Below are 24,473 nucleotides of genomic sequence, written 5' to 3'. Positions count from 1 at the left end.
GAAACACCGATTCCCCACACCCGAGGAGATCCTGCGGTGTCCGTTCGCCTTTTCAACACGCTCACCAAACGCGTGGAACCGTTCGAACCGATGACGCCCGGCGAAGTGCGGATGTTCGTCTGCGGCCCCACGGTCTACGATTTCAGCCACATCGGCCACGCCAAGACCTACACGCATTTCGACTTCGTCGCGCGGTACCTCAAGAAGCGCGGCTACCGGGTCACCTACGCGCAGAACATCACCGACGTCGATGACAAGATCATCAAGCGGGCGGCGGAACTGGGCGTCGCGCCGCGCGAGCTGTCGGCGCGGTTCGAGGCGCGGTACCTGGAGGACATGGCGGCGCTGCGCAACACGTCCGTCGACACCTACGAGCGCGCCCACGACCACATCGACGACATCGTCGCCCAGGTCCAGGCGCTGATCGACCGCGGCCACGCCTACCGGCTCGACGACGGCTGGTACTTCGACCTGTCCACGTTCCCCGCCTACGGCAAGCTGTCCGGCCGCACGCACGTCGAGGCGGAGGACTCCGTCGCCCGCATCGACGAGCACGCCGGCAAGCGCAACCCGGGCGACTTCGCGCTGTGGAAGGCGCGCAAGCCCGGCGAGCCGTACTGGGACACGCCGCTGGGGCCGGGCCGGCCCGGCTGGCACATCGAGGACACCGCGATCACCGAGGCCGTGTTCGGCCCGCAGTACGACCTGCACGGCGGGGCGGTGGACCTGATCTTCCCGCACCACGAGGCGGAGATCGCGCAGCAGGAGGCGGCCTCGGGCAAGGTCCCGCTGGTCCGGTACTGGATGCACGCCGGGTTGCTGCGGGTGGACGGCGCGAAGATGGCCAAGAGCGCGGGCAACTTCCTCACCATCCGCCAGGCGCTGGAGCTGGCCGACTTCCGGACGCTGCGCTACGCGTTCCTCAGCCAGCACTACCGGTCGTCCATGGAGTTCAACGACGTGACGCTGGCGCACGCCCGCGCCGCCCGGCGGCGGGTGGAGAACTTCGCGCGGCTGGCGGACCCGCGCCACACCGAGTCGCCGGAAGCGCTGGAGCTGGTGGCGCGGACGCGGGAGCGGTTCTTCGGGCACCTGGACGACGACCTGGACACCCCCGCGGCGGTGACGGTGCTGTTCGAGTGGGTGCGGGAGCGCAACCGCACCGGTGAGCCGCCGGGGCCGGCCGCGCTGGAGTTCCTGCGCGAGGTGGACGGCCTGTTCGACGCGTTCGACCTGGAGGCGTCCCACGAGGACGCGTACGTGGAGGCGGAGCTGGCGCGGCGGCGCGAGTTGCGGGCGGCGCGCGAGTTCGCCGCGGCGGACAAGATCCGCGACGCGTTGCGCGAGCGCGGGATCGCCATCGAGGACACCGCCGACGGAACCCGGTGGTGGTACCACAACGGGTGATTTCGCGGGAGGGTGGGGTGTTTCTCCCGACGATCCGCATTTGTGCGACTTTCGTAGGGAGAACGCTCTGCTAGCGTGCGCCGGGTAGGAAATCGGTCGCCGACCCATCCGGAAAGGCATCGGGCTGTGAAGCGTCTCCTCCCTCTCATCGGCGCGGCTCTCATGGTCACCGCCGGGACCGCGACGGCCGAGGACTCCGGCGGCGGTGGCGGCGTCGCGGTGACGCTCGCCCGGTTCGAGACCCCCGACGTGGCCACGAAGGCGTTCACCTACGACACGGCGTTGATCGCGCCGGGCGCCAAGGTGCTCGTGGTCGCCACGCCGAAGCGCGACTCGACGAAGGTCCTGCTCAGCGTCTACGGGCTCGTGCCGAACCGCACCTACGGCTCGCACGCGCACCAGAAGCCGTGCGGCCCGGCCCCGGCCGACTCCGGCGCGCACCACCAGCACGTGGTGGACCCGAACCAGCCGTCGGTGGACCCGAACTACGCCAACCCCACCAACGAGATCTGGCTTGACTTCACCACCGACGAGCGCGGCCACGCCGTGGTCAAGACGACCGTGCCGTGGCAGTTCACCGACCGCCGCGCCGGCTCGGTCGTGATCCACGCGCAGAAGACCGCGACGGAACCGGGCAAGGCGGGCACCGCCGGCCCGCGCGTGGGCTGCGCGACGGTCAAGTTCTGAGGCGGGCCGCCGCCCGCGGCGTCACCGCCGACGGTGGATCCGCGCGCGGACGACCAGCGTGCGGACCACCGGGACCGCCAGGCCCGCCAGGAACAGCAGCACGCCGTTGCGGCCCTGCGCGGCGGTGTACTCGTGGCCGGTCACGGGCGTGAACACCGAGGCCACCAGGAGCGCGCCGAGCACCACGGCGACGATGGCGAGCACCGGCGTGGACGTCATGGCCACGCAGCGCGGCACGCACCGCGCGAGGACCCGACCGGCGTAGCCCGCGAACGACAGGTCGCGCGCCACGAGCCGCCACCGCGACGCCAGGACGCCCACCGCCACCGCGAGCAGCACCCCGTCCGCGGCGAGGTTCGCGGTGAGGGAACCGTGGCCGACCGACACGTTCAGCAGGTACGAGCCGAACCCGGCCACCAGGAAGACCAGCAGGACGACGACCAGCCACGCCCGCGCCAGGCGCCGGTCGCGCACCGGCCGCGGCGCCGGCGCCGCCGGCGGGGGCGCGTGGAAGTGGATGCCGCCGGTCACGTACCCGGCCTGGACGGACGGGCCGTGGACGTTGCCGACGTGGTTGGCGACGTGCGGCGGCGGGTCGGGCTCGCCGTCGGGCCTGGGCACTGCGCCGGTCATGCCCGCTTGATCGTTTCCGGTGGGTGTCGCGTTACGCACGTAAGCTGGAACGCGTGCGTACGCGGCCCACGTTGACCTGGACGGACACCGGTGCGCCGCTGCCGCGCACCACGAGCCTGGACGAGGTCGTCCCCGTCGTCGCCGGGGGTGGCGTGCTGGTGCTCAGCGGCGCCGGGCTGTCCACCGAATCCGGCATCCCCGACTACCGGGGCGCGTCCGGCAGCCTGCGCAAGCACACGCCGATGACCTACGAGGAGTTCGTCGGCAGCCCCGACGGGCGGCGGCGGTACTGGGCGCGCAGCCACCTCGGCTGGCGCACCATCGCCCGCGCCCACCCCAACGCCGGCCACCGGGCCGTCACCGAGCTGTGCGACGCGGGGTTCGTGTCCGGCGTCATCACCCAGAACGTCGACGGCCTGCACCACGCGGCGGGCACCCACGACGCCGTGGAGCTGCACGGCAACCTCGACCGCGTCCTGTGCCTGGACTGCCGGCGCGTCTCGCCCCGCGAGGAGCTGGACCGCCGCCTGCGCGCGGCCAACCCCGACTTCCAGGCCACCGCCACCCGGATCAACCCCGACGGCGACGTGGACCTGGCCGCCGAGGACGTGGCGGGCTTCGAGGTCGTCCCGTGCGCGGACTGCGGCGGCGTGCTCAAGCCGGACGTGGTGTTCTTCGGCGAGAACGTGCCCAAGCAGCGCGTGGACGAGTGCTTCGGCCTGGTCGACGCCGCCCGGTCCCTGCTGGTGCTCGGCTCGTCCCTGACGGTCATGTCCGGGTTGCGGTTCGTGCGGCACGCGGCGAAGGCCGGCAAGCCGGTGGTGATCGTCAACCAGGGCCGCACGCGCGGCGACGTGCACGCGACCGTCAGGGTGGACCTGCCGCTGGGTGGTGCCCTGACCGACCTGTGCCGGATCCTGCGTTGCCGGCGGAGCTGAACGTCGTTGTGGCGCAGGCGATCCCGCCACCGGTGCTGTGATCAGCGCACCGGCACGTGACATCACCCTGATGCAGCAACGGAAACCCGCTTGTCATCGCGCGGAAACGGGTAATTGACGGACATCCACCGAGTCGGCCCCTCCACCGCGGCGGGGCCACCCCACCCCGTGAGGAGGTCGTGATGGCGCACGTCCGGGATCTGATCGACATCCGCAGCGGTGACGAGTTCGACCAGCCCGTGCCGTTCGGGCTGGTGTACCCGATGCGCACCGCGGACGGCTCCGCCCCGCCCAGCCAGCGCGGCCGGACCTGGGAGCACCTCACCGCCGCCGGCCGCGAGCTGCGCCCCGCCCGGTGACCCTCAGCGGTTCCGCACCAGCGGGAGGAACACCTCGTCGACGATCTCGACCAGCACGCGGTCGGGCACGGTCGGCGTCCCGCTGGTGAGGAACTCGTTGCGCAGCAAGGCGATCGGCACCGTCGCCACCCTGGGGCGCAGCGCCTCCGGCCGCGCTTCGCCCCGGGCCACGGCCCGTTCCACCACGGTCAGCCACCACGCGCTGCCCGCGTCCGCCACCTCGTCGCGGGCCTGGGCGAGCAACTCGGGCAGCCCGATGCTCTCCATGAGGTCCCGCAACACCGCGCCCCGCGGCGAAGACCAGTAGGAGTTGGCGCGGCGCAACAACTCCAGCGCGTCACCGCGCAGCTCCCCGGTGTCGGGCACCGGGGTCTCGGCCGACATCAGGTGCTTGTAGGCGGCGATGGCCAGCGCGGCCCGGTTGGGCCAGCGGCGGTAGAGCGCGTTCTTGTTGGTGCCGGCCCTCTTCGCGACCTTGTCCATGGTCAACGAGGCGTACCCGTGCTCGGTGAGTTCCGCCGCCGCGGCGGCGAGGATCGCCTCCTCCAGGTCGGCTCCGCGCCGTCGCGTCTTCCGCTCCACCCACACCTCCGGTACTCGGTGTACCCTAACATAGGGTACGTTACGTACCTTAAGTGAGAGGGGCGGGCATGCGCGGCAAGGGCATCAGCTACGACACGGGCTTCATCAACAAGTACGGGGACACCACGCACGAGCCGTGGGACCCCGATGTGGTGGCGCGCGACCTGCGCGTCATCCGCGACGAGTTGCACTGCACGGCGGTGCGGCTGACCGGCGGCCACCCGGAGCGGCTGGAAACCGCCGCGCGGTCGGCGGCCGAGCTGGGGCTGGAGGTGTGGTTCTCGCCGTTCACCGGGGAGTTGACGCCGGAGGAGCTGCTGGCGGTGCTGGCCGACTGCGCCGAGCGGGCGGAGGGCGTGCGGCGGCGGGGCGCGGAGGTCGTGTTCGTCACCGGGGCCGAGCTGAGCCTGTTCACCACCGGGTTCCTGCCGGGCGCCGACGGGCACGAGCGGACGCGGTGGCTGCTGTCCGCGCCGCGCGACGAGGTCGGTGCCGCGTTGGCCGCGGTCCCCGGGCGGGTGAACGAGTTCCTGGCGCGGGCGGTGGCGGTGGTGCGGGAGCGGTTCGGCGGGAAGGTCACCTACGCCTCGATCCCGTTCGAGGGCGTGGACTGGACGCCGTTCGACTTCGTCGCCGTCGACGCCTACCGGTCCGCGGAGGTCGCCGACCGCTACCGCGAGTCGATCCGGTCCCTGGTGGCGGCCGGGAAACCCCTCGCCGTCACGGAGTTCGGGTCGGCGACCTTCCGGGGCGCGGGCGACCTCGGCGCGCGCGGCGGCCTGGTCGTGCGGTGGGACGGCCCCACGCCGGTCGGGTTGGACGGGCCGTACGAGCGCGACGAGGACGAGCAGGCGCGGTACCTGGACGAGGTGCTGTCGCTGTTCGAGGAGGTCGGCGTGGACACGGCGTTCGTCTACACGTTCGCCAACCACTTCCTGCCGCACCGGGACGACCTCGACCTGGACATGGCGTCCTACGGCGTGGTGAAGGTGTGCGAGGACGGGACTTGGCGGCGCAAGGCGGCGTTCGAGGTCGTCGCGGCCCACTACCGCTGACCGTTGTACTCCCGGACGGCGTCGAGGTACTCCGAGATCGCGTCGCGGTTGCGGGTCAGGCAGGCGACCCGTTCGGTCATGCGGTCGCGTTCCCGTTCCAGGGTCGCGATCATCTCCGGGGTGGCGTCGGGGAAGTAGATGACGCGCGGCTTGTCCAGGCAGGGCAGGATCTGCTTGATGATCCGCGTCGGCAGGCCGGCGTCGAGCAGGCCGCGGATCTGCAGGACGCGGTCCACCAGGCGCTCGTCGTAGTCCCGGTAGCCGTTGGCGCGGCGGGTGGACACGATCAGGCCGCGTTCCTCGTAGTAGCGCAGGAGGCGGCGGGACGTGCCCGTGCGTTCCGACAGCTCCCCGATCCTCATGTGCGCCCCCTCACTTTGACCTTCACACATGTGTGAGGGTTTGAGCATACGGCTCATGGTGATGACATCGGTGAGGCTCCCCCTGGGCGCCCTGCTGGCCCTGACGACGGCGGCGTTCGTGACCGTGCTGACCGAGGCGCTGCCCGCCGGCGTCCTGCCCGCGATGAGCGCGGACCTGGGCGTCGGCGAGTCGGCCGCGGGCCAACTGGTGACGGTGTACGCGGTGGGCACGGCGGTCACCGCGATCCCGCTGGTGGCGGCGACCGCGTCCTGGCGGCGCAGGCGGTTGCTGCTGGTCGCGGTGGTCGGGTTCGCGGTGGCCAACACGGTCACGGCGGTCTCGTCGTGGTTCCCGGTGGCGCTGGCGGCGCGGTTCGTGGCCGGGGTCGCGGCGGGCGTGGTGTGGGCGCTGCTGGCCGGTTACGCGCGGCGGCTGGTGCCCGCGGAGTCCGCGGGACGGGCGATCGCGGTGGTGATGGCCGGCATCCCGGCGGCGTTGTCGCTGGGCATCCCGGCGGGGACGTTCCTGGGCGGCGCGGTCGGCTGGCGGGCGGCGTTCTGGGTGATGACGGGGATCGCCGCGGTCCTGGTCGGGTGGATCCTGCTCGCTGTGCCGGACTTCCCGGGCGAGACGTCGGGCCGGCCGCAGGTCGCGGCGGCGGTGCGGATGCCCGGTGTGGTGGCGGTGCTGGTGGTCACGGCGACGTTCGTGCTGGGGCACAACATCTTCTACACCTACATCGCGACCTTCCTGGGCGCGGTGGGCATGGGCGGTTCGGTGGACGTCGTGCTGCTGGTGTTCGGGGTGGCGTCGATCGCGAGCATCTGGCTGGTGGGGGCGTTGATCGACCGGCGGTTGCGGGCGCTGACCGTGGCGGCGACGGTCCTGGTCGGCGTCGCGGCGGGGGCGTTGGGGGTGCTGGCGGACAGTCCGGTGGTCGTCTACGCGGCGGTCGCGTTGTGGGGCTTGGGCTGGGGCGGCGTGCCGACGCTGTTGCAGACCGCCGTGGCGCACGCCGGCGGTCCGGCCGCCGACACCGCGCAGGCCATGCTGGTGACCTTGTGGAACGTGGCCATGGCCGGCGGCGGGGTGGTCGGCGGTGTCCTGCTCGCGGCGGCCGGCCCGGGGTCGTTCCCGTGGAGCGTGCTGGTCCTGCTGGTCCCGGTGCTGGTCGCGGTCCGGCGGTTCCCGGTCAGCTGACCAGGGCGTCGGCGAGGCGAAGGGCGGCTTGACGCACGCGGTCGGGCCCGAGTCGGGGGAGGACCGCGTGCACGTGCTCGGCGGACAGCGCGGCGAGCAGGGTGTGCGCGTCGGCCTCCGGGTCGGGTCCGGGGAGCAGGAGGGTGAGGTGGCGGTGCCAGAACCGGTACGCGCCGATCCGGTACCGCGCGCCCGGCGAGGCCGTCTCCGACATGCGGATCAGCGCCAGGTGGGGGAGCAGGTAGTCGAGGTAGGCGGCGACGAACGCCCGCACCCTGCTGCCCCGATCGCCCCCCGGCCCCAACGGCGGCGGGCCGGTCAGGACGGCCTCCTGGAGCGTGCGTTCCTGCTCGTCCAGGAGGGCGGCGGCCAACCCGGCCTTGTCCCCGAACCGCCGGAACAACGTCCCCTTGCCCACGCCGGCGGCGGTGGCGATGGCGTCCATCGACACGGCGTCCACCCCGTGCTCACGGAACAAGGCGGCGGCGGCGTCGAGCACGGCAGCCCGGTTCCGCGCGGCATCGGCCCGCTCCTTGGGCCGCGCGCCACGCAGGTCGAGCAGTTCGTGATCCGGTTCGGGCACGAACCGGACTGTAGTCCAAATACGCCGCCGGGTGCGTACGATCTCGCCGTGTTCTCCCTGGCCGAGCCCCCACTGTTCACCCGCCTGAGGTCTGCGACCAACGTCCTGGTCGCCGGCGCGGGCGGCGGCTTCGACGTCTACGCCGGCCTGCCGCTCGCGGTGGCGCTGCGCCCGGACAGCGCCGGGTCGGACGACTACTCCCCCGAGCGCACGCTGACCCGGTGGCTCGACGACCAAGCCCTTTCGCCACCGTCCACGCCTTCCCGCGCGCCGGCGTCCGCCCGCTGACCACCGCCTACCGACTCCTGGCCGACCACCTCGGGGTGGACGCCGTCGCCCACGCCCAAGCCGCCACGCCGCTGCGCCCGAGCATCGTCAACGGGCAGATCGCCGCCGCGCTGCGCGGCCGGTTCGGGGACGTCGCCTTCACCTCCCGCACCGCCGGCGGCGAGCTGTTCGTCAACCCCCTGATGGCCGTGTACTTCGCCGTGGACCTGCCCGCGCTGGCCGCCTCGGTGCACTACCTCGACCGCCTGCGTGACACCGACACCATGGCCGAGGTCGCGGCGGCCATCGCCGATCACCGGACCGTGGCCCGGCACCCGTCGGTGTTCCCGCACTGATCACGGGCGACCGGCTCGCCGCGCACTCCGGTGGACATGGGCCGTGGGCGGGTTCGGTGCAGGCCGGAGCCCGCCCACGGCTTGTTCAGCAAGCAGCCGCCACCGGTTCGTTGGAACCCGTGTCCACGAACCCGTCGCTGATCCACTTGCCGTCTTCGAGGCGGTTCCACAGGTCGGTCGCGCCCCACACGCCCTCCACCGTCTCACCGCGCGCCGTGCAGGCGATGGAGACAACGGCGCCGTTCGCGACCGTGCCCACGGCGTCGTAGCTCAAGCCGGGGCCGGAGCGCAGGTTGACCGTGCTGTTCGAGCCGCCGTTCACCGTGCCGGTCGGCAGGGTCGTGCCGGCGCCGTAGTTGGTGACCCGGCCGCCGACGTTCACGCGGGTGCTGCCGCGCTGCGCGTAACCGCCGTAGGCCTGGGCGCCCTCGTAGAACGTCCAGCCGCCGATGGTCATGCCGTTGACGCTGATGTGCGTGTTGCCCTTCAACAGCGAGAAGTGCACGTGCGCACCGGTGCTCGACCCGCCGCACGGCAGTTCGTTGCCGATGTGCCCGAGGTACGTGCCGGTGCGCACGGCGCTGCCGTCGGCCAACGTGGTCAGGTCGTACATGTGGTAGTACGTGGTGCTGTAACCGTTGTCGTGCACGACCTTCACCAGCGCACTACGGCCCCGGATGCAGCTCTTGTAGACGCGCCCGGGCCCCGCGGACAGGACACGGCCGTCGCCGCCGTTGAAGTCGATCGAGCTGAACGGCCGGGTGCTGCCGCTGTTGCCGTGCGGACCGCCGCCCATCCACCACGCCACGCCCTGCGGCCACGGCAGGCCGAGGCCGGTGTCGGCGACGGTCTGGACGCCGGAGGCGTTGTTGCGGAAGGTCTCCTTCTCGCCGTCGCTGAGCACCGGCGCGTGTTGCGCCAGCGACGCGAAGCCCGGAGTGCCGTCGAACTCGACCTTCCAGGTCTTGCCGGTGCGCTTGGCGAGGAACAGGGCCATCAGCGGAGACCCGTGCTCCTGGCCGTAGGCCATGGGCACGGTGGTGCTGCCGAACACCCAGTCGCCGGACGTCCGGGTTGGTTCGAACAGCGGCTCGCGCAGCGACCGGGTGCCCCACTGCTCTTGCAGCGCGGCACCGTGCCGGTCGAGCACGGCGGAGCGGACGGTGGTCGCCAGGTCCGGCTGCGCGGTGGCGGTCGACGGCACGACCAGCACCGCCACACCGGCGGCCAGCGACGCCCCGGTGGCGAGGATTCGCCGCAGGGAAAGGGACATGTGCCCTCCAGGACACTTGCAGGGAACCGGCAGCCCGGTGCAGGGAGGGCTGCCGCGCGCCCGATGACATACCGGTGGCCGGAAACTGGTCAAGACCACTCGCGGCGGGCGGCGCTTCACTGTGGAAACCGGGGCAAAACTGTGAACGGCTACCGTCGTTGGTCGGTCATGTCCGGAGCGACCGGGCTCCTAAACTGTTTTCTTCCACAGTCGAGGGGGCAGGCCGTGTCCGTCCGACCCGACGTCGACGTCCTGCTGCGCACGGGTCCGTTCCACGAGGCGCTGCGCGCGGCGATCGACCGCAGCGGGTTGACCCTGGAACGCCTGCGGGAACGCCTCGCGCGGCGCGGCATCCACGTCAGCCTGGCGACGCTGAGTTACTGGCGACTGGGGCGCAGCCGTCCGGAGCGGGCGGACTCGTTGCGCGCCGTGCAGGCCATCGAGGCGATCCTGGGGTTGCCGAGGCACTCCCTGGAGTCCCTGCTGGGCCCGCCGCGCCCGCGTGGCCGGTGGGCGGCGCGACGCCGGGCGACCGGCCGGTACGGCAGCATGCTGCAACCCGCGCAGTCGCTGGCCGAGACGGTGGACGAGCTGGTCGGACCGTCGGACGGCAACCTGCGGCTGTGGTGCCAGGACGACGCGGTGACCGTGTGCGGCGAGGGCGCGATCCGGCGCATCCACACCAGACAGGTGCTGCTGGCCGTGGACGGCCACCCCGACCGGCACCTGGCGGTGTACTGCGCGGACCCGGGCACGGACCCGGACGCGATCGTGCCGGAAGCGGTGGAGAACTGCCGCCTGGGCCGCGTGCGAAGGCACCCGGCCGCGCCGGTCATCGCCGTGGAACTGCTGTTCGACCACGCGTTGCACGCGGGTCAGACGCACTTGCTGGAGTACGCGTTCACCGTGGAGGGCGGCACGGAAGCCGTGGACTACCGCCGCGCGTTCCGCTACCCCGTGGGCAACTACGTGATGAGCGTCCGTTTCACCGAGTCGCGCCTGCCGGTGCGCTGCTTCGCGCTGTCCCAGCACGACGACGGCCCGGTGGAGCGGGGCGCGGACCTGGTCCTCGCCCCCGGCCGCCTGGTGCACCTGACGGCGAAGGACGTGCCGCGCGGCGTGCTGGGGATAGGGTGGGAATGGACATGACACCCTGTGCCCGATGCGCCGGAACGGTCGCCCCCGACGGCCACTGCTGGGACTGCGGCTTGAACCAGACCGACTTCCGCGCCCACGTCGAGTCCACTGTGGATGGTGCGGCCTTCGTTACGAACCGAGGGCTGCGGCGCGCGGTCAACGCGGACGCGGTCGTGCTCACCACAGCGGGGGAGTGGACGGTCGGAGTGGTGTGCGACGGCGTTTCCCTGTCCGCGCGACCCGAGCGCGCGGCACAGGTGGCCGCCGAAGCGGGTGCCTCGACCTTGGTCAAGGCGCTCACGGTGAACACGCTGCCGGAAACCGCCCTCACCGACTCCGTCGCGCACGCGGCTCGCGCCGTGGCCGCGCTCGCCGGCGGCCCGTCCACCCTCGGCGTCGCCCCGGCCACCACCTACGTCGCCGCGGTCGTCGGTCCGCAGGGGTTGTGGGCGGCGGGCGTCGGCGACAGCCGCGCGTACTGGCTGCCGGACGAAGGCCCGGGGTTGCTGCTGACCGAGGACGACACGAGCGAGCACGACGCCCTCACCGCCTGGCTCGGCGCGGACGCCTCCGACCCACGGCCACGCCTGCGCGGCCACCGCCCGTCGTGCGCCGGTCGTGTCCTGCTCTGCACCGACGGCCTGTCGCGCTACCTGGCTGACCCGGCGGAGCTGCGGGCGGCGGCCGGGCCGGGCGACAGCCTGCACGCCGCCCGTGCCCTGGTCGGCCACGCCCTCGCCGCCGGCGGCCACGACAACGTCACCGCCGCACTCATCCCCGTTCCGCCTCGTCGGCCCGCCGCGCCAACAACCGCCGCTCCGCCTCGGTAGGCGCGAGCCCGGCGGCCGTCCGGTAGGCCTCCGCCGCTCCCGGCCGTCCCAGCCGACGCAGCAAGTCCGCCCGGGTCGCATGCCACAGGTGGTGCTCGGCCAACTCGCCCGCCAGCTCGTCCACCAGCGCCAACCCCGCCGCCGGACCGCTCGCCTCGCCCACCGCCACCGCCCGGTTCAACGCCACCACCGGGGACGGCACCAGCTCGACCAGCCGCCCGTACAGCAGCGCGATCTGCGGCCAGTTCGGACCGTCCGGAGCCACGTGGCACGCCGCTATCGCCGCCTGCACCTGGTACGGGCCTGGCCGGCCGCGCCGCAGCGCCCGGTCCAGCAGGGTCGTGCCCTCGGCGATGCGGCAGGCGTCCCACGACGACCGGTCTTGTCCGGCGAACGGCACCAGGTCGTCGCCGGACAGGCGGGCCGCGCGGCGCGAGTCGTGCAGGAGCATCAGCGCCAGCAGGCCCACCGCCTCCGGTTCGTCGGGCATCAACGCCACCAGCGTGCGGGTCAGGCTGATCGCCTCCGCGCACAGCTCCCACCGTTCCACCGCCGAGTACCCCTGGTTGAACAGCAGGTACAGCACGGCCAGCACGCCGCCGGTCCGCTCGGGCAACTGGTGCGCGGGCGGCACGCGGTACGGGATGCGGGCGGCCCGGATCTTGGCGCGCGCCCGCACCAGCCGTTTCGCCATGGTCGACTCCGTCACCAGGAACGCCCGCGCGATGTCGGCGACCGACAGGCCCGCCACCGTGTGCAGGGTGAGCGCGACCCTCGCCTCCAGCGACAGCGCCGGGTGGCAGCACGTGAAGACCAGCCGCAGCACGTCGTCGCCGAACCCGTCCTCGACCGGGTCGTCCAGGGTCAGCGGCAGCTTGGCCGCCTCCACCGCCGAGCGCCGCAGCCGGTCCACGGCCCGGTTGCGGGCGGTCGTGGTCAGCCACGCGCCGGGGCTGCGCGGGACGCCTTCGCGCGGCCACCGCTCCAGCGCCTGCGCGAAGGCGTCCTGCACGCAGTCCTGCGCCAGGTCCCAGTCGCCGGTGACCCGGATCAGCGTCGCGACGATCCGGGTGCGCTCGGCGCGGAAGACCTCCTCGACGGCGGCCTCCGGCCCCCGACTCCATTCTCCCACCGGGGTACGACAGTCCGGGGTACGACAGTCCGGGGTGCGGTGGTTGCGGAGGGCGTCAGGCATCGGTGAACGGGCGGATCTCCACCGCGCCGAAGCGGGCCACCGGGTGTCGGGACGCGATGAGCACCGCCTCGTCCAGATTGGCGCACTCGACCACGTCGTAGCCGACGATGTGCTCCTTGGTCTCGGCGAACGGCCCGTCGGACAGCAGCACCTCGTCCCCACGGGTCCGCACGGTGGTCGCGCTGCGCCGGGACGCCAGCTCCGACCCGTCCACCCGCTTGCCCTCGACCTCGGCCAGCCACTGGTCGATCGTGATGCCGCCGCCGTCCGGCTCGACGTCCGGCGAGGCGCAGATCAGCAGCATGTACTTCATTGGCAACTCCCGTCGTCGGTGGCATTCCACCACTACGACGAACGGCACCCCGTCCGGAAGGACACCACCGGTTCTCGACACACCACCCGATACGGTGTTGAACCTGACGCCACGTGAGGTTTTATGGTCAGTGGTGTGACCGGAACGGAGCATGTGAAGCAGCCGCGGTGGAGCGTCGGCGCCCTGGCCAAGGTCACCGGTCTCACTGTCCGCACGCTGCACCACTACGACGAGCTGGGCCTCCTGCGCCCCAGCGAGCGCACGGCCTCCGGGCACCGCCGCTACACCGAGCCGGACCTGCAGCGGCTCTACCGGATCCGGTTGCTGCGGCAGTTGGGCATGTCCCTGGACGAGATCGGCGAGGCCCTGGCCGACCCGGCGGGCCTGCGCGAGGTCCTGACCGCCCACCTGGAGCAGCTCGACGACCAGGTGTGGCGGCTGGAGACCCTGCGCCGGCAGACCCGCGGCCTGCTCGACCAGCTCGACGGGCCCCGCCCCGACCCGGCCGACCTGCTCGCCCTGTTCGGCTGCACGAGCGTGTTCGACGACTCGCTCAGCCGCGACCAGCGGCAGGTCCTGTTCGACCTGGCCGACCGCCTGACCGACGACGAGCGCCGCCACCTGGACGCCGAGTGGCCCAAGGTGCTGTCGGCGATCATCGCCCACTACCGCGCCGCCACGCCCGTGGACCACCCGGAGGTGCAGGCCGAGGGGCGGCGGCTGGCCAAGATCGGCCGCATGTTCGCGGGTGACGACCCCGACCTCCTGCGGTCGATGAGCACCTTCTTCCGGCAGCACGGCCACGGCGTGCTGCGCGACGTCCTGCCCGACCAGCCGCTGAGCGACCTGGGCGACGGGCTGTGGGACTACGTGGGCCGCATGTACGCGGCTGCGCGTTAAGGCCGGTGACCGGCGGACAGGGGGTGCCCGCCGGCCACCGTCGCGGTTCGACACACAAGGGGGAATTCCGTGTTCCGAAGAATGATCGGGTTGACGGCCGCGCTGCTCGTGGTGAGCGGCGTGCCGGCGGTGGCCGCTGAACCGGTGCGGCTGCCCGAACCGGACGGGCCGCACAAGGTGGGCGTCACGACGCTGCACCTGGTCGACCACCAGCGCACCGACCCGTGGCCCGACGCCCTGGGCAAGCCGCGCGAGGTCATGGTGACCGTGCACTACCCGGCGCGCACCGTGCGCGGCTACCCGGTCGCGCCGCAGATGCCGCCACGCGCGGCCGAGGTGTTCGGGCAGCTCGACGCCGTGTATGGGCACCCGGAGCTGCCCGATTCCGGTGTGGACTGGGCCGCCACCAAGACCCACTCGCACGTCGGCGCGCCCGCGTTGCCGACGCGGCGGCCGGTGCTGCTCTACAGCACCGGTGGCGGCGACCCGCGCACGATCAACACCGGCCTGGCCGAGCACCTGGCCAGCCGCGGCTTCGTCGTGGTGTCGATGGACCACCCCGGCGAGACCAGCGAGGTCGAGTTCCCGGACGGCCGCCTGCGCACCATCGCCCTGCCCGAGGACCCGCGCGTCAAGCCCGCGATCTTCCGGGACATGATCGCCGTCCGCCTGCTGGACGTGAAGTTCGTCCTCGACCAGGTGGAGGTGCTCGCCGCCGGCGGCAACCCGGACGCGGCGGGCCGCGCACTGCCCCGGGACCTGCACAAGGCCCTGGACCCGCGGCGCGTCGGCGCGTACGGGCACTCGGCGGGCGGCACCACGGCGGCCCAGGCGATGTACGAGGACCCGCGCATCGACGCGGCGGTGAACCTGGAGGGCTACCTGGACTACGCGATCGAACCGGGCAAACCGGGCGAACTGCTGCCCGTCGCCCGGGACGGCGTGGACCGGCCGCTGTTCCTGGTCGGCACCGACGGCTACCTGGACGACCGGTACCGCACCTCGTGGGCGGCCATGCTCTCCCACGGCCCGCGCACGCGGCACCACCAGATCGCCGACGCCACGCACTGGGTGTTCACCGACTTCGCGCCGATGTCCGCCCAGTTCGTCGACGCCCGCCTGATGACCGAGCAGGACCGGGTGAACCTGGTCGGCGAGATCCCCGCCGCCCGGTCCGTCCCGCTGGTCCGCGACCTGGTCGGCTCGTTCTTCCACCGCGCCCTGCGCCGCTGACCCCGTCCGCCCGCCGCGAAAACCCGTGCGCCGCCGACGACATCGCGATCATCATCGCGGGCGACGACGGGCAGAGGGGATCGGCGCATGACCGAGCAGACGATGTACGACGCCATCGGCGGCACCGAGGTGTTGGACGAGCTGGTGGAGGTGTTCTACGCCAAGGTGCTCGACGACCCGCTGCTCAAGCCGCTGTTCGAGAACTTCACGCGCGAGCACCTGGAGCACGTGTCGGTGTGGCTGGCGGAGGTGTTCGGCGGCCCGGCCACGTTCACCGAGGAGCTGGGCGGGCACCTGCACATCCTCCGGGCGCACCACGGTCTCGGCATCAGCGAGGAGCAGCGGGCCCGGTGGGCGGCGCTGATGAAGGAGTCGGCGCGTGAGGTGCTGCCCGCCGACGAACGCCTCCAGGACAGCTTCGGCCGCTACATCGACTGGGGCACGGCCATCGCCCGGGACGTGTCGCAGCCGGGCGAGGCCTACCCGGAGAGCGCGGGCGACGTCCCGCGGTGGCACTGGCAGTGACCCCGGGTTGTCAGACCTGGGGCTGATCCCGGCTCAACCGACGGGCGGACGGCGGCGGGCCGTTCGTCCGATGCGCCGGAGGGCGGGTCGCGGGTGGACTGGACGCATCGCGCCGACGATGTGACGGGAAGCCCGGAGTGCTCGACCTTTCGCTGATCAACGGACCCATACCGGCGGCGGTCACCGTGGTGGCCGTCGCCGGGTTGGTGTTGCTCGCCCTCGGTGTCCGTCCTTTCCGGATCGTCCTGTTCGCGGTGCTCGCCGGCACGGCCTTCGCGGCTCTGGTCGGACTGGTCGTCAACGTGGTGTGGCGGCCGTTCCCCGAGCCGCTGCCGCTGAAAGTGCTGGTGTGCCTGGGCGCTGTGGTGCTCGCTCTCGTCCTGGCGGTGGCGCGTTGGCGAGGGCGTCGTCTGTTGACCGTGCTCGCCGTCGTGGTCGTGCTGGTGGGCGCGTTGTCCGGGGTGAACACCTTTTATGGGCAGTACCCGACCATGCGCGCGGTGTTGGGGCCGTTGTTGGCCGAGACCGTGGACCTGGACGAAGCCGCCCGGCCCGCCGCCGAACTCACCTTGCCGGACGGGTCTGTGCTCGCCGACGTGTGGCGGCCGTCCGCTGTGCCGGACAAGGGCACGGTGTCGTCGGCGTCGATCCCGGCGAGCACCGACTACCGGCCGCGTGACGCCTGGGTGTACTTGCCGCCCGCGTACGCGGTGTCGCCCCGGCCCCGGCTGCCCGTGGTGGTGTTGCTGGCGGGCCAGCCGGGCACCCCGCGCGACTGGCTGGACGCGGGCCGGCTCACGACCCACCTCGACGCGTTCGCCCGCCGGCACCGGGGACTCGCGCCCATCGTCGTCATGGTCGACCAACTCGGGTCCCTGATGGCAAATCCGCTCTGCGTGGACTCGCCGCGCGGCGCCTTGGAGACGTACCTGGCCAAAGATGTGCCCGACTGGGTGAAGCGGCGGCTCGTGGTGGACGAGCGGCGCACCTCGTGGACCGTCGCCGGGTTCTCTCAAGGCGGCACATGCGCGCTGCAACTCGCTGTGCGCGCACCTTCGGTGTACGGGAAGTTCATCGACATCGCCGGTCAGGCCGAACCCACGTTGGGGAACCGCGCGGACACCGTGCGCCGGGTGTTCGGCGGTGACGCGGAGGCGTTCCGACGGGTGAACCCGCTCGACATCCTGGCGGACCGGCGGTTCCCCGACACCGAGGGCGTGGTGGTCGCCGGCGCGCAGGACGTCTATTACCGCGACGAGGACAGAAAGGTGTTCGAAGCGTGTCAACGGGCGGGGATGGACGTGCGGTGGGCGGAACTTCCCGGCGGCCACGACTGGAACGTGTGGCGTCCGGGGCTGTACGACTCGCTGCCGTGGCTCGCGCGGCGCACCGGCTTGGCCCGCTGATCCGTCGGGCGCCCGTCACGTCCGCGGTGCTGGTGACGTTGTGGGGCGTCGGGGTGGTCAGCGGGTCGTTGTGGTCCGGCCCGCCGGAGGAGTTGCTGGAGCGGGTCGGCTTCGGGGTGTCCTCTCCACTGTGGACGGCGTTCGGTTCGGCGTTGTGGTGCGCGAACCTGGCCGGGTACCTGGGGACCAGCGCGCTGCTGCTGGTGTTCGGGCCGGTCGCGGAACGGGAGTTCGGGCGGGTTCGGACGGCCGTGGTCCTGCTCGGCTGCCAGGTCCTGGCGGTGTTCGCGGGGGCCGGGCTGGTGCGGCTGGGCGCGTCGACGGGGTGGAGTTGGCCTTCGTCGCTGGAGTACGACCTGGCGGTGGGGCCGTCGCCGGGGGTGGCCGGGCTGGCGTTGGCGCTGAGCTTCCGGCTGCCGCCGCTGTGGCGTCGGCGGGTGCGGTTGCTGCTGGTCCTGGGCTTGCTGGCCCTGGCTTTGTACTCCGGGTACCTGGAGGACGTGCTGCGGCTGTGCGGCGGTCTCATCGGTCTGGTGCTGGGGGCGGTGCGGCGGCGTCCGGTGGCGGTGCTGGCGTCGGAGACCCGGGTGCTCGTGGCGCTGCTGTTGGCGGCTTCGGCGTTGGGGCCGATCGTGGTGTGGCTGTCGCCTTACGCCAACGGCCCGTTGTCCTGGTTCACCGACGTGGTTGCGGTGTCACAGCCGGACGCGGAGACCGTGGCGGCGCTGTGCGCGGACCCGGAGCTGTGGTCGCGGTGCCGGACCGCGCAGGCCCAGGCGGCTTACGACCGGGTGCCCGCGTTGCTGATGTCGGTGGTGCCGGCGTTGTTGTTGCTGGTGCTGGCGGAGGGGTTGCGCCGGGGGCGGCGGTTCGCGTGGTGGGCGGCGTTGGTGCTCAACCTCGGGATGGCGGTGCTGTTCGGCTGGTACGTGGTGGACCTGGGGGAACCGTTCACGCCTTCGCTGCTCGTCGAGTTCGCGTTGCCCTTGTTGCTGCCGTTGGCGATCGTGGTGGTGTTGCTGTGCACTCGGCGGCACTTCCCGTTGCCCACACCGGTTCGGCGGTTCTGGGCGGTGGCCGGCGGCGGGTTCGCGGCGTTGAGCGCGGTGTACGTGCTGGGCGGGTACGTGGTGCGCGAGCAGTTCACGCCCGTGCCGGGGTTCGCGGACCTGGTGGCGGACTTGCCGGCGCGTTTCCTGCCGCCCGGCTACCTGGGGCTGGTGCCGCTGCCGTTCCGGCCGGACGACCTGGTGGCGGCGGTGCTGTTCGAGTACACCGGCGTGGTGTTCTGGCTGGTCGTGCTGGGCGGGCTGTTGCAGGCGCTGTGGCACGCGCGGCGCGTCGGGCAGGAGGACGCGGCGGCGCGGGCGCGGGAACTGGTGCTGCTGCACGGCGGAACCTCGCTGTCGTACATGACGACTTGGCGCGGCAACAGGTACTGGTTCACGCCCGACGGTCGCGCCGTGGTCGCGTATCGGGTGGTGGCGACGATCGCGTTGACGGTAGGGGATCCGATCGGGCCGCCGGAGGCTCGGCGGGCGGCCGTGCGCGGGTTCGCGTCCTTCTGTGCGCATGAGGGGTGGACGCCTTGCCTCTACAGCATCAGTGAGGAGTTGCGGGACGAGGTGGCGTCGTCCGGGTGGCACGCGGTGCAGGTCGCCGAGGACACCGTGGTTCCGTTGCGCGACTTGGCTTTCACCGGGCGCAAGTGGCAGGACGTGCGGACGGCGTTGAACAAGGCGGGCAAGCGCGGCATCACCGCCGAGTGGGTGCGCTACGCCGACGCGCCGCCCGCGTTGACCGACCAGGTGCGGTCGATCTCGGCGGAGTGGGTGGCGGACAAGGGGTTGCCGGAGATGGGGTTCACGCTGGGCGGGCTGGCGGAGCTGTCCGGGGACGGGGTGCGGTGCCTGGTGGCCGTGGACGCGGACCGGACCGTGCACGCGGTGACCAGTTGGCTGCCGGTGCACGGGGACGGCCGGGTGGTCGGGTGGACGCTGGACTTCATGCGGCGGCGGGGGAGCGCCTTCCCCGGGGCGATGGAGTTCCTGATCGCGTCGGCCGCTCTGGCGTTGCGGGAAGAGGGCTTCTCGTTCCTGAGCCTGTCGGGGGCGCCGTTGGCGCGGTTGGACCGGGGCGCGCGGCCGTGCGCGGTGCAGCGGGTGCTGGACTTCACCGGGCGGGTGCTGGAGCCGGTGTACGGGTTCCGGTCGCTGCTGGCGTTCAAGGCCAAGTTCCAGCCGGTGTACCGGCCGCTCTACATGGCCTACCCGGACCCGGCGGCGTTGCCGCGCATCGCCAACGCGGTCGGGCGGGCCTACCTGCCGGGGATGAGCGTGCGGCAGGGGGTGCGGTTGGCCGGGCGGGTGCTGCGGTCAGTTCGCCGCGAGCCGGTGCAGCCAGTCGCGTAGCAGGGCGGCTTCCGCGGGGCTGAGCGGGTGGGTCTGGCGGTTGAGCGTGGAGTCCAGGGCGAGGGCGCGGGCGGACAGCGTGGTGTCCTCCTGCGGGAGTTCGTCGGTGGTGATGGAGGCGAGCACCATGTCCCGGGTGCGCGTGGACACGTCCGGGTCCTTCTCCTGGGCGGAGATCAGGCTGAGCGTGACGCCGGTGTTGGTGGCGTGGACGATGCTGGCGGCGGTCTCCACGGGCACCTTCAGGCGGCCGGTCTCCGCGACCCGTTCCAGGATGCCGATCAACAGGCGGTAGGCGTCGTCGGCGGCGGTCGGGCGGCGGCCGGGCTGGGGGACGCCGTACATGAGCACGTAGAACGCCGGGTGGGTGAGGCCGAACTCGACGTGCAGGTCCCAGCCGCGCCGCAGGTCCTCGACCGGGTCGGCGCTGGGCGCGACGGTCTTCTTGGCCGCCAGGTACCGCTCGAAGCCGTGCGCGGTGACCGCGTCCAGCAGGCCCTGCTTGTCGCCGAACAGCCGGTAGAGGGCGGGGGCCTGCACCCCGGCGGCGGCGGCCACCGCGCGCGTGGAGACCGCGTCGATCCCGCCGTCGGCCAGCAGCTCGGCGGCGGCCTGGATGATCCGCTCGCGCGTGGTGGGGGTGCGCTCTTCGCCCATGCATCGATGTTAACCCAATCGTGGTTAGCGCTGATACCGGAATCGGTGCTACCGTGTTGTCGGTAGCGCTGATACTCACGTCAGGAGAACCCCGATGACCACGTCGTTCCGCACTCTCGGCAAGACCGGGCCCACCGTGTCGTCCCCCGGCCTGGGGCTGATGGGGATGTCCGACCTGTACGGCCCCGCCGACGAGGCCGAGAGCACCGCGACCGTCCACGCCGCCCTGGAGGCCGGCGTCACCCTGTTCGACACCGGCGACTTCTACGGCATGGGCCACAACGAACTGCTCCTGCGCGAGGCGCTGCGCACCCGCCCCGGCTCCCGGGACAACGCGGTGATCAGCGTCAAGTTCGGCGCCCTGCGCGACCCGGACGGCGGCTGGTCGGGCTACGACGGCCGCCCGGCGGCGGTCAAGAACTTCGCCGCCTACAGCCTGCGCCGCCTCGGCACGGACCACATCGACGTCTACCGCCCGGCGCGCCTGGACCCGTCCGTGCCGATCGAGGACACGGTCGGGGCCATCGCGGAGCTGGTGGAAGCCGGCCACGTGCGCCACATCGGCCTGTCGGAGGTCGGCGCGGAGACGATCCGGCGGGCGGCGTCGGTGGCGCCGATCGCCGACCTCCAGATCGAGTACTCGTTGCTGTCGCGGGGCATCGAGGCGGAGATCCTGCCCACGGTCCGCGAACTGGGCATCGGCGTGACGGCCTACGGGGTCCTGTCGCGAGGGCTGCTCTCCGGCCACTGGCGGGCGGACCGTCCGCTCACCGGCGACTTCCGGGCCGTCAGCCCGCGCTTCCAGGCGGGCAACGTGGAACGCAACCTGGCCCTGGTGGAGGCACTGCGCACAGTCGCGCAGTCCAAGGACGCGACAGTCGCACAGGCCGCCATCGCCTGGGTGGCGGCTCAGGGCGAGGACATCGTCCCGCTGGTAGGCGCACGCACCCGCGCCCGCCTCACCGAAGCCCTGGCCGCGACAGCCCTGACCCTGACCGAGGCCGACCTGTCGGCCATCGCCGCCGCGATCCCCGCCGACGCCGCCGCGGGCTCCCGCTACGCCACACCCCTGATGGCCGACCTGGACAGCGAGCGCTGAGCCACGCCGGCCGCCTTGGCGCCCGTCATCGTGGGAGATGCGGTCGTGCAGGGTCGGCGGCGAGGTCCTCCTCGATCGCGGCACAGGCGGCCAACAGCGGCGGCACGATGTCCTTGCGGATGCGGTCCAGGGTGGTCCGGCTGGCGTGGGTGGACACGTTCACCGCCGCCACGACCCGGCCGTCGCGGTCACGCACCGGGGCCGCCACCGAGCGCAGCCCTTCCTCCAACTCCTGGTCCACCAGGGCCCAGCCCTGGGCCCGCACCTTGTCCAGCTCGTCCCGAAGCCGCTCCACGGAGGTGATCGTGTGCGACGTCAACGGCTCCAACCGCGCGGAGGCCAGGTGGTGCTCCAGCTCGCCGGAGGGCAGCCCGGCCAGCAGCACGTGACCCATGGAGGTGGCGTACGCGGGGAACCGCGTGCCCACGGTGATCGACACGGCCATGATCCGCGACGCGGCGAACCGCGCCACGTACACGACGTCGGTCCCGTCCAGCACCGAGGCGGAGGTGGACTCGCGCACCTCTCCCGAGAGCCGTTCCAGGTGGGGCTGGGCGATCTCGGGCAGCGAGAGGCTGGACAGGTACGCGTACCCGAGTTCCAGCACGCGGGCGGTCAACGAGAACAGCTTGCCGTCGGTCCGCACGTACCCGAGGTCGGCCAGCGTCAACAGGAACCGCCGCGCCGCCGCGCGGGTCAGGCCGGTGGCCTTGGCGACGTCGGTCAACGTGAGCGCGGGCGCGGTGGCGCTGAACGCGCGGATCACGGCCAACCCGCGCTCCAGCGACTGCACGTGATGCGCGCCCCGCTCCACCGACTCACCCATGATCCGCCCACCCTAACCACCGACCACACCCCGCCGACCACCCGCACTACGGCTACGGGCCACGCCTCGGCGACCACCCGCACTCCGGGCGGCAACTCGGTGGCCGCCGCCCCGTCGGCCGCCGGCCGCGCCTCCCTCTCCGGCTACGCCTCCCTCGCCCGCTACGCCTCCACGACCACGGCCAGCCCCTGCCCGACACCGATGCACAGCGCGGCCAGCCCCCAACCACCCCCGCGCCGGCGCAGTTCGTGGGCGAGTTGCAGCACCACCCGCCCGCCGGACGCGCCCAGCGGGTGGCCGATGGCGATCGCACCACCATTGACGTTGACGATCTCCGGGTCCAGCTCCGGCCACGACCGCAGGCACGCCAGCGACTGCGCCGCGAACGCCTCGTTCAACTCCACCGCCGCCAGGTCGCCCCACCCGATCCCGGCGCGGCGCAGGGCGATCTCGGCCGCCTCGACGGGGCCGATGCCGAACACGTCCGGGTCCACCCCCGCCGCACCGCGTCCGGCGATGCGCGCCAACGGCGTCGCGCCCAGGCGGTCGGCGGCCTCCCGCGAACCCAGCAGGAGTGCGGACGCGCCGTCGTTCAACGGGGAGGCGTTGCCGGCCGTCACCGTCCCCTGTGGACGGAAGGCGGGCTTCAACCCGGCCAGCTTCTCCAGGCTGGTGTCGGCGCGAATGCCCTCGTCGCGGGTCAGGTCGGCACCCGGCACGGGCACCACGTGGCCGTCGTAGAAGCCGTTGTCCCAAGCCTTGGCGGCGAGCTGGTGGCTGCGCAGTGCGAACGCGTCCTGCTCGTCGCGGCCGATGCCGAACCGTTCGGCGAGCGCTTCGGTGCTCTCGCCGAGCGACACCGTCCACTCGGCGGGCATCTTCGGGTTGGTCATGCGCCACCCGAGGGTGGTCGAGTGCAGGGTCTCGTGCCCGGCCGGAAAACCCTTGCCCGGCTTGAGCATCACCCACGGCGCCCGGCTCATCGACTCCACACCGCCCGCGACCACCAAGGAGGCGTCACCGACCGCGATGGTGCGCGAGGCCTGCATCACGGCGTCCATCCCCGAGCCGCACAGCCGGTTCACCGTCGTCCCCGGCACGGACGTCGGCCACCCGGCCAGCAGCGCCGCCATCCGCGCCACGTTCCGGTTGTCCTCGCCGGCCTGGTTGGCGTCGCCGAACACGACCTCGTCCACCTGCGCGGGGTCGAGGTCGGTGCGCTGGGCGAGCGTTCCCACGACGTGGGCGGCCAGGTCGTCGGGCCGCACCCCGGACAGGGCGCCGCTGTAGCGGCCGAACGGGGTGCGCACACCGTCGAGCACGAACACGTCGGTCACTTCGAAGCCTCCTTGAGCGCCCGCAGCGCGGCCAGCTCGTCAGCGGTGGGTGGGGGAGTGCGGCCGAGGTCGGGTGCGACCTTCAGGTCCCATCCCGTCGCGGCGCGCACGTCGTCCAGGGATACACCTTCGTGCAAGGCGGTGAGCACCAGTTCGGCGGTCCCGGCGTCCGGCCGGAACACCCCCAGGTCGGTGATCACCAACGTCGGACCCGCCCCTCGAAGGCCCAACCGTTCCCGATCGCCACGGCCCGTGCCGTGCCCGAAGGAGGTCACGAAGTCGACCCGTTCCACGAAACTGCGCCTGCTCTGCCGCACCACGACGTACACCTCGCGGCACGACGCGGCGATCTCCGGCGCGCCACCCGCACCGGGCAGCCGCACCGCGGGCCGGTCGTAGTCGCCGACCACGGTGGTGTTGATGTTGCCGAACCGGTCGAGCTGGGCCGCGCCGAGGAACCCGATGTCGATGCGCCCCGGCTGGAGCCAGTAGTTGAACACCTCGGGGACGCTGATCACGGCGTCCGCGGTCTCGGCGAGGATCCCGTCGCCGATGGACGCGGGCAACCGGTCCGGTTTGGACCCGAGCGTCCCGGACTCGTACACCAGGACGAGATCGGGCGCGTGGGTCCGCCGGGCGAGGTTCGCGGCCGTGGACGGCAACCCGATCCCGACGAACACCCGCTGCCGCCCCGACAACGCCCGAGCCGCCGCCACCGCCATCATCTCGTCGGCCGAATAGCTCACACCACACCTCCCCGCCCACTGCCCAGCGCGCGCTCCGCCACACCACGCTCGTCCACACCACGCTCGGCCACACCGCGCTCGGCCACACCGCGCTCGGCCACACCGCGCTCGGCCACACCGCGCTCGGCCACACCGCGCTCGGCCACACCGCGCTC

General features: G+C 72.6%; 27 protein-coding genes. 16 read left to right on the top strand and 11 right to left on the bottom strand.

The annotated features are described in order from the left end of the window. Nucleotides 1-36 precede the first annotated feature (36 nt). Both cysS and AB0A74_RS23540 read left to right on the top strand, forming a co-directional pair. Nucleotides 37-1,407 carry a cysteine--tRNA ligase gene (gene cysS / locus AB0A74_RS23545; protein WP_358252510.1) on the top strand — a complete coding sequence of 457 codons (1,371 nt, stop codon included), beginning with the start codon at nucleotides 37-39 and terminating at the stop codon, nucleotides 1,405-1,407. Nucleotides 1,408-1,533: 126 nt separating this feature from the next. Continuing rightward, on the top strand, nucleotides 1,534-2,094 hold the full coding sequence (locus tag AB0A74_RS23540; RefSeq protein ID WP_358252509.1) for a superoxide dismutase: 561 nt from the start codon (nucleotides 1,534-1,536) through the stop codon (nucleotides 2,092-2,094). A 21-nt stretch (nucleotides 2,095-2,115) separates the two neighbouring features. Here AB0A74_RS23540 and AB0A74_RS23535 read toward each other — a convergent pair whose 3' ends face one another. Then, nucleotides 2,116-2,727 (bottom strand): hypothetical protein, encoded by a 612-nt coding sequence (locus AB0A74_RS23535; RefSeq protein ID WP_358252507.1) that lies wholly within the window; start codon nucleotides 2,725-2,727, stop codon nucleotides 2,116-2,118. A gap of 53 nt (nucleotides 2,728-2,780) precedes the next feature. On the opposite strand from AB0A74_RS23535, the gene AB0A74_RS23530 reads away from it, so the two are divergent. Then, nucleotides 2,781-3,665: an NAD-dependent protein deacetylase gene (locus AB0A74_RS23530; protein WP_358252505.1), complete on the top strand. Its 885-nt coding sequence runs from the start codon at nucleotides 2,781-2,783 to the stop codon at nucleotides 3,663-3,665. A 182-nt stretch (nucleotides 3,666-3,847) separates the two neighbouring features. After that, nucleotides 3,848-4,024 carry a hypothetical protein gene (locus AB0A74_RS23525; RefSeq protein ID WP_343931631.1) on the top strand — a complete coding sequence of 59 codons (177 nt, stop codon included), beginning with the start codon at nucleotides 3,848-3,850 and terminating at the stop codon, nucleotides 4,022-4,024. Nucleotides 4,025-4,027: 3 nt separating this feature from the next. On the opposite strand, the gene AB0A74_RS23520 is transcribed toward AB0A74_RS23525, so the two are convergent. Then, nucleotides 4,028-4,606, bottom strand: a complete 579-nt coding sequence (locus AB0A74_RS23520) for a TetR/AcrR family transcriptional regulator (RefSeq protein ID WP_358252502.1) — start codon at nucleotides 4,604-4,606, stop codon at nucleotides 4,028-4,030. A gap of 68 nt (nucleotides 4,607-4,674) precedes the next feature. Here AB0A74_RS23520 and AB0A74_RS23515 point away from each other — a divergent pair, with 68 nt between their 5' ends. Next, nucleotides 4,675-5,661: a hypothetical protein gene (locus AB0A74_RS23515; protein ID WP_358252501.1), complete on the top strand. Its 987-nt coding sequence runs from the start codon at nucleotides 4,675-4,677 to the stop codon at nucleotides 5,659-5,661. On the opposite strand, the gene AB0A74_RS23510 is transcribed toward AB0A74_RS23515, so the two are convergent. Then, complete coding sequence (locus AB0A74_RS23510; protein ID WP_358252499.1) at nucleotides 5,652-6,023, bottom strand: MerR family transcriptional regulator; 372 nt, start codon at nucleotides 6,021-6,023, stop codon at nucleotides 5,652-5,654. The genes AB0A74_RS23515 and AB0A74_RS23510 overlap by 10 nt on opposite strands. 61 nt (nucleotides 6,024-6,084) lie before the next feature. Between AB0A74_RS23510 and AB0A74_RS23505 the strand changes: the two genes are divergently transcribed. Next, nucleotides 6,085-7,224, top strand: coding sequence for an MFS transporter (locus tag AB0A74_RS23505; protein ID WP_358252573.1), 1,140 nt, complete (start codon nucleotides 6,085-6,087; stop codon nucleotides 7,222-7,224). On the opposite strand, the gene AB0A74_RS23500 is transcribed toward AB0A74_RS23505, so the two are convergent. Beyond that, nucleotides 7,217-7,807, bottom strand: coding sequence for a helix-turn-helix domain-containing protein (locus AB0A74_RS23500; protein WP_358252497.1), 591 nt, complete (start codon nucleotides 7,805-7,807; stop codon nucleotides 7,217-7,219). The genes AB0A74_RS23505 and AB0A74_RS23500 overlap by 8 nt on opposite strands. 48 nt (nucleotides 7,808-7,855) lie before the next feature. On the opposite strand from AB0A74_RS23500, the gene AB0A74_RS23495 reads away from it, so the two are divergent. Both AB0A74_RS23495 and AB0A74_RS23490 read left to right on the top strand, forming a co-directional pair. Continuing rightward, on the top strand, nucleotides 7,856-8,095 hold the full coding sequence (locus AB0A74_RS23495; RefSeq protein ID WP_358252495.1) for a hypothetical protein: 240 nt from the start codon (nucleotides 7,856-7,858) through the stop codon (nucleotides 8,093-8,095). Further along, complete coding sequence (locus AB0A74_RS23490) at nucleotides 8,029-8,430, top strand: hypothetical protein (RefSeq protein ID WP_358252493.1); 402 nt, start codon at nucleotides 8,029-8,031, stop codon at nucleotides 8,428-8,430. Before AB0A74_RS23495 ends, AB0A74_RS23490 begins: the two co-directional genes overlap by 67 nt. Before the next feature lie 85 nt (nucleotides 8,431-8,515). On the opposite strand, the gene AB0A74_RS23485 is transcribed toward AB0A74_RS23490, so the two are convergent. Then, nucleotides 8,516-9,703 carry a peptidoglycan DD-metalloendopeptidase family protein gene (locus tag AB0A74_RS23485; RefSeq protein WP_358252491.1) on the bottom strand — a complete coding sequence of 396 codons (1,188 nt, stop codon included), beginning with the start codon at nucleotides 9,701-9,703 and terminating at the stop codon, nucleotides 8,516-8,518. A 225-nt stretch (nucleotides 9,704-9,928) separates the two neighbouring features. Here AB0A74_RS23485 and AB0A74_RS23480 point away from each other — a divergent pair, with 225 nt between their 5' ends. Both AB0A74_RS23480 and AB0A74_RS23475 read left to right on the top strand, forming a co-directional pair. After that, complete coding sequence (locus AB0A74_RS23480) at nucleotides 9,929-10,852, top strand: hypothetical protein (RefSeq protein ID WP_358252489.1); 924 nt, start codon at nucleotides 9,929-9,931, stop codon at nucleotides 10,850-10,852. Nucleotides 10,853-10,911: 59 nt separating this feature from the next. Then, a complete protein-coding gene (locus AB0A74_RS23475; protein ID WP_358252487.1) occupies nucleotides 10,912-11,670 on the top strand; it encodes a protein phosphatase 2C domain-containing protein in 759 nt (252 codons plus the stop codon). Here the strand turns inward: AB0A74_RS23475 and AB0A74_RS23470 are convergent. Both AB0A74_RS23470 and AB0A74_RS23465 read right to left on the bottom strand, forming a co-directional pair. Continuing rightward, on the bottom strand, nucleotides 11,612-12,802 hold the full coding sequence (locus AB0A74_RS23470; protein WP_358252485.1) for a sigma-70 family RNA polymerase sigma factor: 1,191 nt from the start codon (nucleotides 12,800-12,802) through the stop codon (nucleotides 11,612-11,614). The genes AB0A74_RS23475 and AB0A74_RS23470 overlap by 59 nt on opposite strands. Nucleotides 12,803-12,857: 55 nt before the next feature. Continuing rightward, nucleotides 12,858-13,178: a YciI family protein gene (locus AB0A74_RS23465; protein WP_358252483.1), complete on the bottom strand. Its 321-nt coding sequence runs from the start codon at nucleotides 13,176-13,178 to the stop codon at nucleotides 12,858-12,860. A gap of 135 nt (nucleotides 13,179-13,313) precedes the next feature. Between AB0A74_RS23465 and AB0A74_RS23460 the strand changes: the two genes are divergently transcribed. The 5 genes from AB0A74_RS23460 (at nucleotide 13,314) to AB0A74_RS23440 (ending at nucleotide 19,653) form a co-directional block, all read left to right on the top strand. Beyond that, the gene (locus AB0A74_RS23460) at nucleotides 13,314-14,078 is read left to right on the top strand and encodes a MerR family transcriptional regulator (protein WP_358252481.1); all 765 of its coding nucleotides are present in this window, start codon (nucleotides 13,314-13,316) and stop codon (nucleotides 14,076-14,078) included. A gap of 69 nt (nucleotides 14,079-14,147) precedes the next feature. Then, a complete protein-coding gene (locus AB0A74_RS23455) occupies nucleotides 14,148-15,311 on the top strand; it encodes an alpha/beta hydrolase (protein WP_358252479.1) in 1,164 nt (387 codons plus the stop codon). Nucleotides 15,312-15,398: 87 nt separating this feature from the next. Beyond that, entirely contained in the window at nucleotides 15,399-15,836 is a 438-nt protein-coding gene (locus AB0A74_RS23450; RefSeq protein ID WP_358252477.1) for a group II truncated hemoglobin, read from the top strand. A 137-nt stretch (nucleotides 15,837-15,973) separates the two neighbouring features. Then, nucleotides 15,974-17,242, top strand: coding sequence for an alpha/beta hydrolase-fold protein (locus AB0A74_RS23445; protein WP_358252476.1), 1,269 nt, complete (start codon nucleotides 15,974-15,976; stop codon nucleotides 17,240-17,242). Beyond that, entirely contained in the window at nucleotides 17,143-19,653 is a 2,511-nt protein-coding gene (locus tag AB0A74_RS23440; protein WP_358252474.1) for a DUF2156 domain-containing protein, read from the top strand. Before AB0A74_RS23445 ends, AB0A74_RS23440 begins: the two co-directional genes overlap by 100 nt. On the opposite strand, the gene AB0A74_RS23435 is transcribed toward AB0A74_RS23440, so the two are convergent. Next, nucleotides 19,618-20,310: a TetR/AcrR family transcriptional regulator gene (locus tag AB0A74_RS23435; protein ID WP_358252472.1), complete on the bottom strand. Its 693-nt coding sequence runs from the start codon at nucleotides 20,308-20,310 to the stop codon at nucleotides 19,618-19,620. The two genes, AB0A74_RS23440 and AB0A74_RS23435, sit on opposite strands and share 36 nt — an antisense overlap. A 94-nt stretch (nucleotides 20,311-20,404) precedes the next feature. Between AB0A74_RS23435 and AB0A74_RS23430 the strand changes: the two genes are divergently transcribed. Then, a complete protein-coding gene (locus tag AB0A74_RS23430) occupies nucleotides 20,405-21,409 on the top strand; it encodes an aldo/keto reductase (protein ID WP_358252470.1) in 1,005 nt (334 codons plus the stop codon). Between the two features lie 25 nt (nucleotides 21,410-21,434). On the opposite strand, the gene AB0A74_RS23425 is transcribed toward AB0A74_RS23430, so the two are convergent. The 3 genes from AB0A74_RS23425 to AB0A74_RS23415 all read right to left on the bottom strand — a co-directional run bounded on the left by AB0A74_RS23425 (nucleotide 21,435) and on the right by AB0A74_RS23415 (nucleotide 24,297). After that, entirely contained in the window at nucleotides 21,435-22,235 is an 801-nt protein-coding gene (locus AB0A74_RS23425; protein ID WP_358252469.1) for an IclR family transcriptional regulator C-terminal domain-containing protein, read from the bottom strand. 161 nt (nucleotides 22,236-22,396) lie between these two features. Further along, the gene (locus AB0A74_RS23420) at nucleotides 22,397-23,572 is read right to left on the bottom strand and encodes a thiolase family protein (RefSeq protein ID WP_358252467.1); all 1,176 of its coding nucleotides are present in this window, start codon (nucleotides 23,570-23,572) and stop codon (nucleotides 22,397-22,399) included. Then, entirely contained in the window at nucleotides 23,569-24,297 is a 729-nt protein-coding gene (locus AB0A74_RS23415; RefSeq protein WP_358252571.1) for a CoA-transferase, read from the bottom strand. The genes AB0A74_RS23420 and AB0A74_RS23415 overlap by 4 nt, the downstream gene beginning before the upstream one ends. Between the last annotated feature and the right edge of the window lie 176 nt (nucleotides 24,298-24,473).

It is taken from the genome of Saccharothrix sp. NPDC042600 (assembly GCF_040647305.1).
Classification (GTDB): domain Bacteria; phylum Actinomycetota; class Actinomycetes; order Mycobacteriales; family Pseudonocardiaceae; genus Actinosynnema; species Actinosynnema mutabilis.
This window is presented reverse-complemented; position numbering and strand designations above follow the sequence as displayed.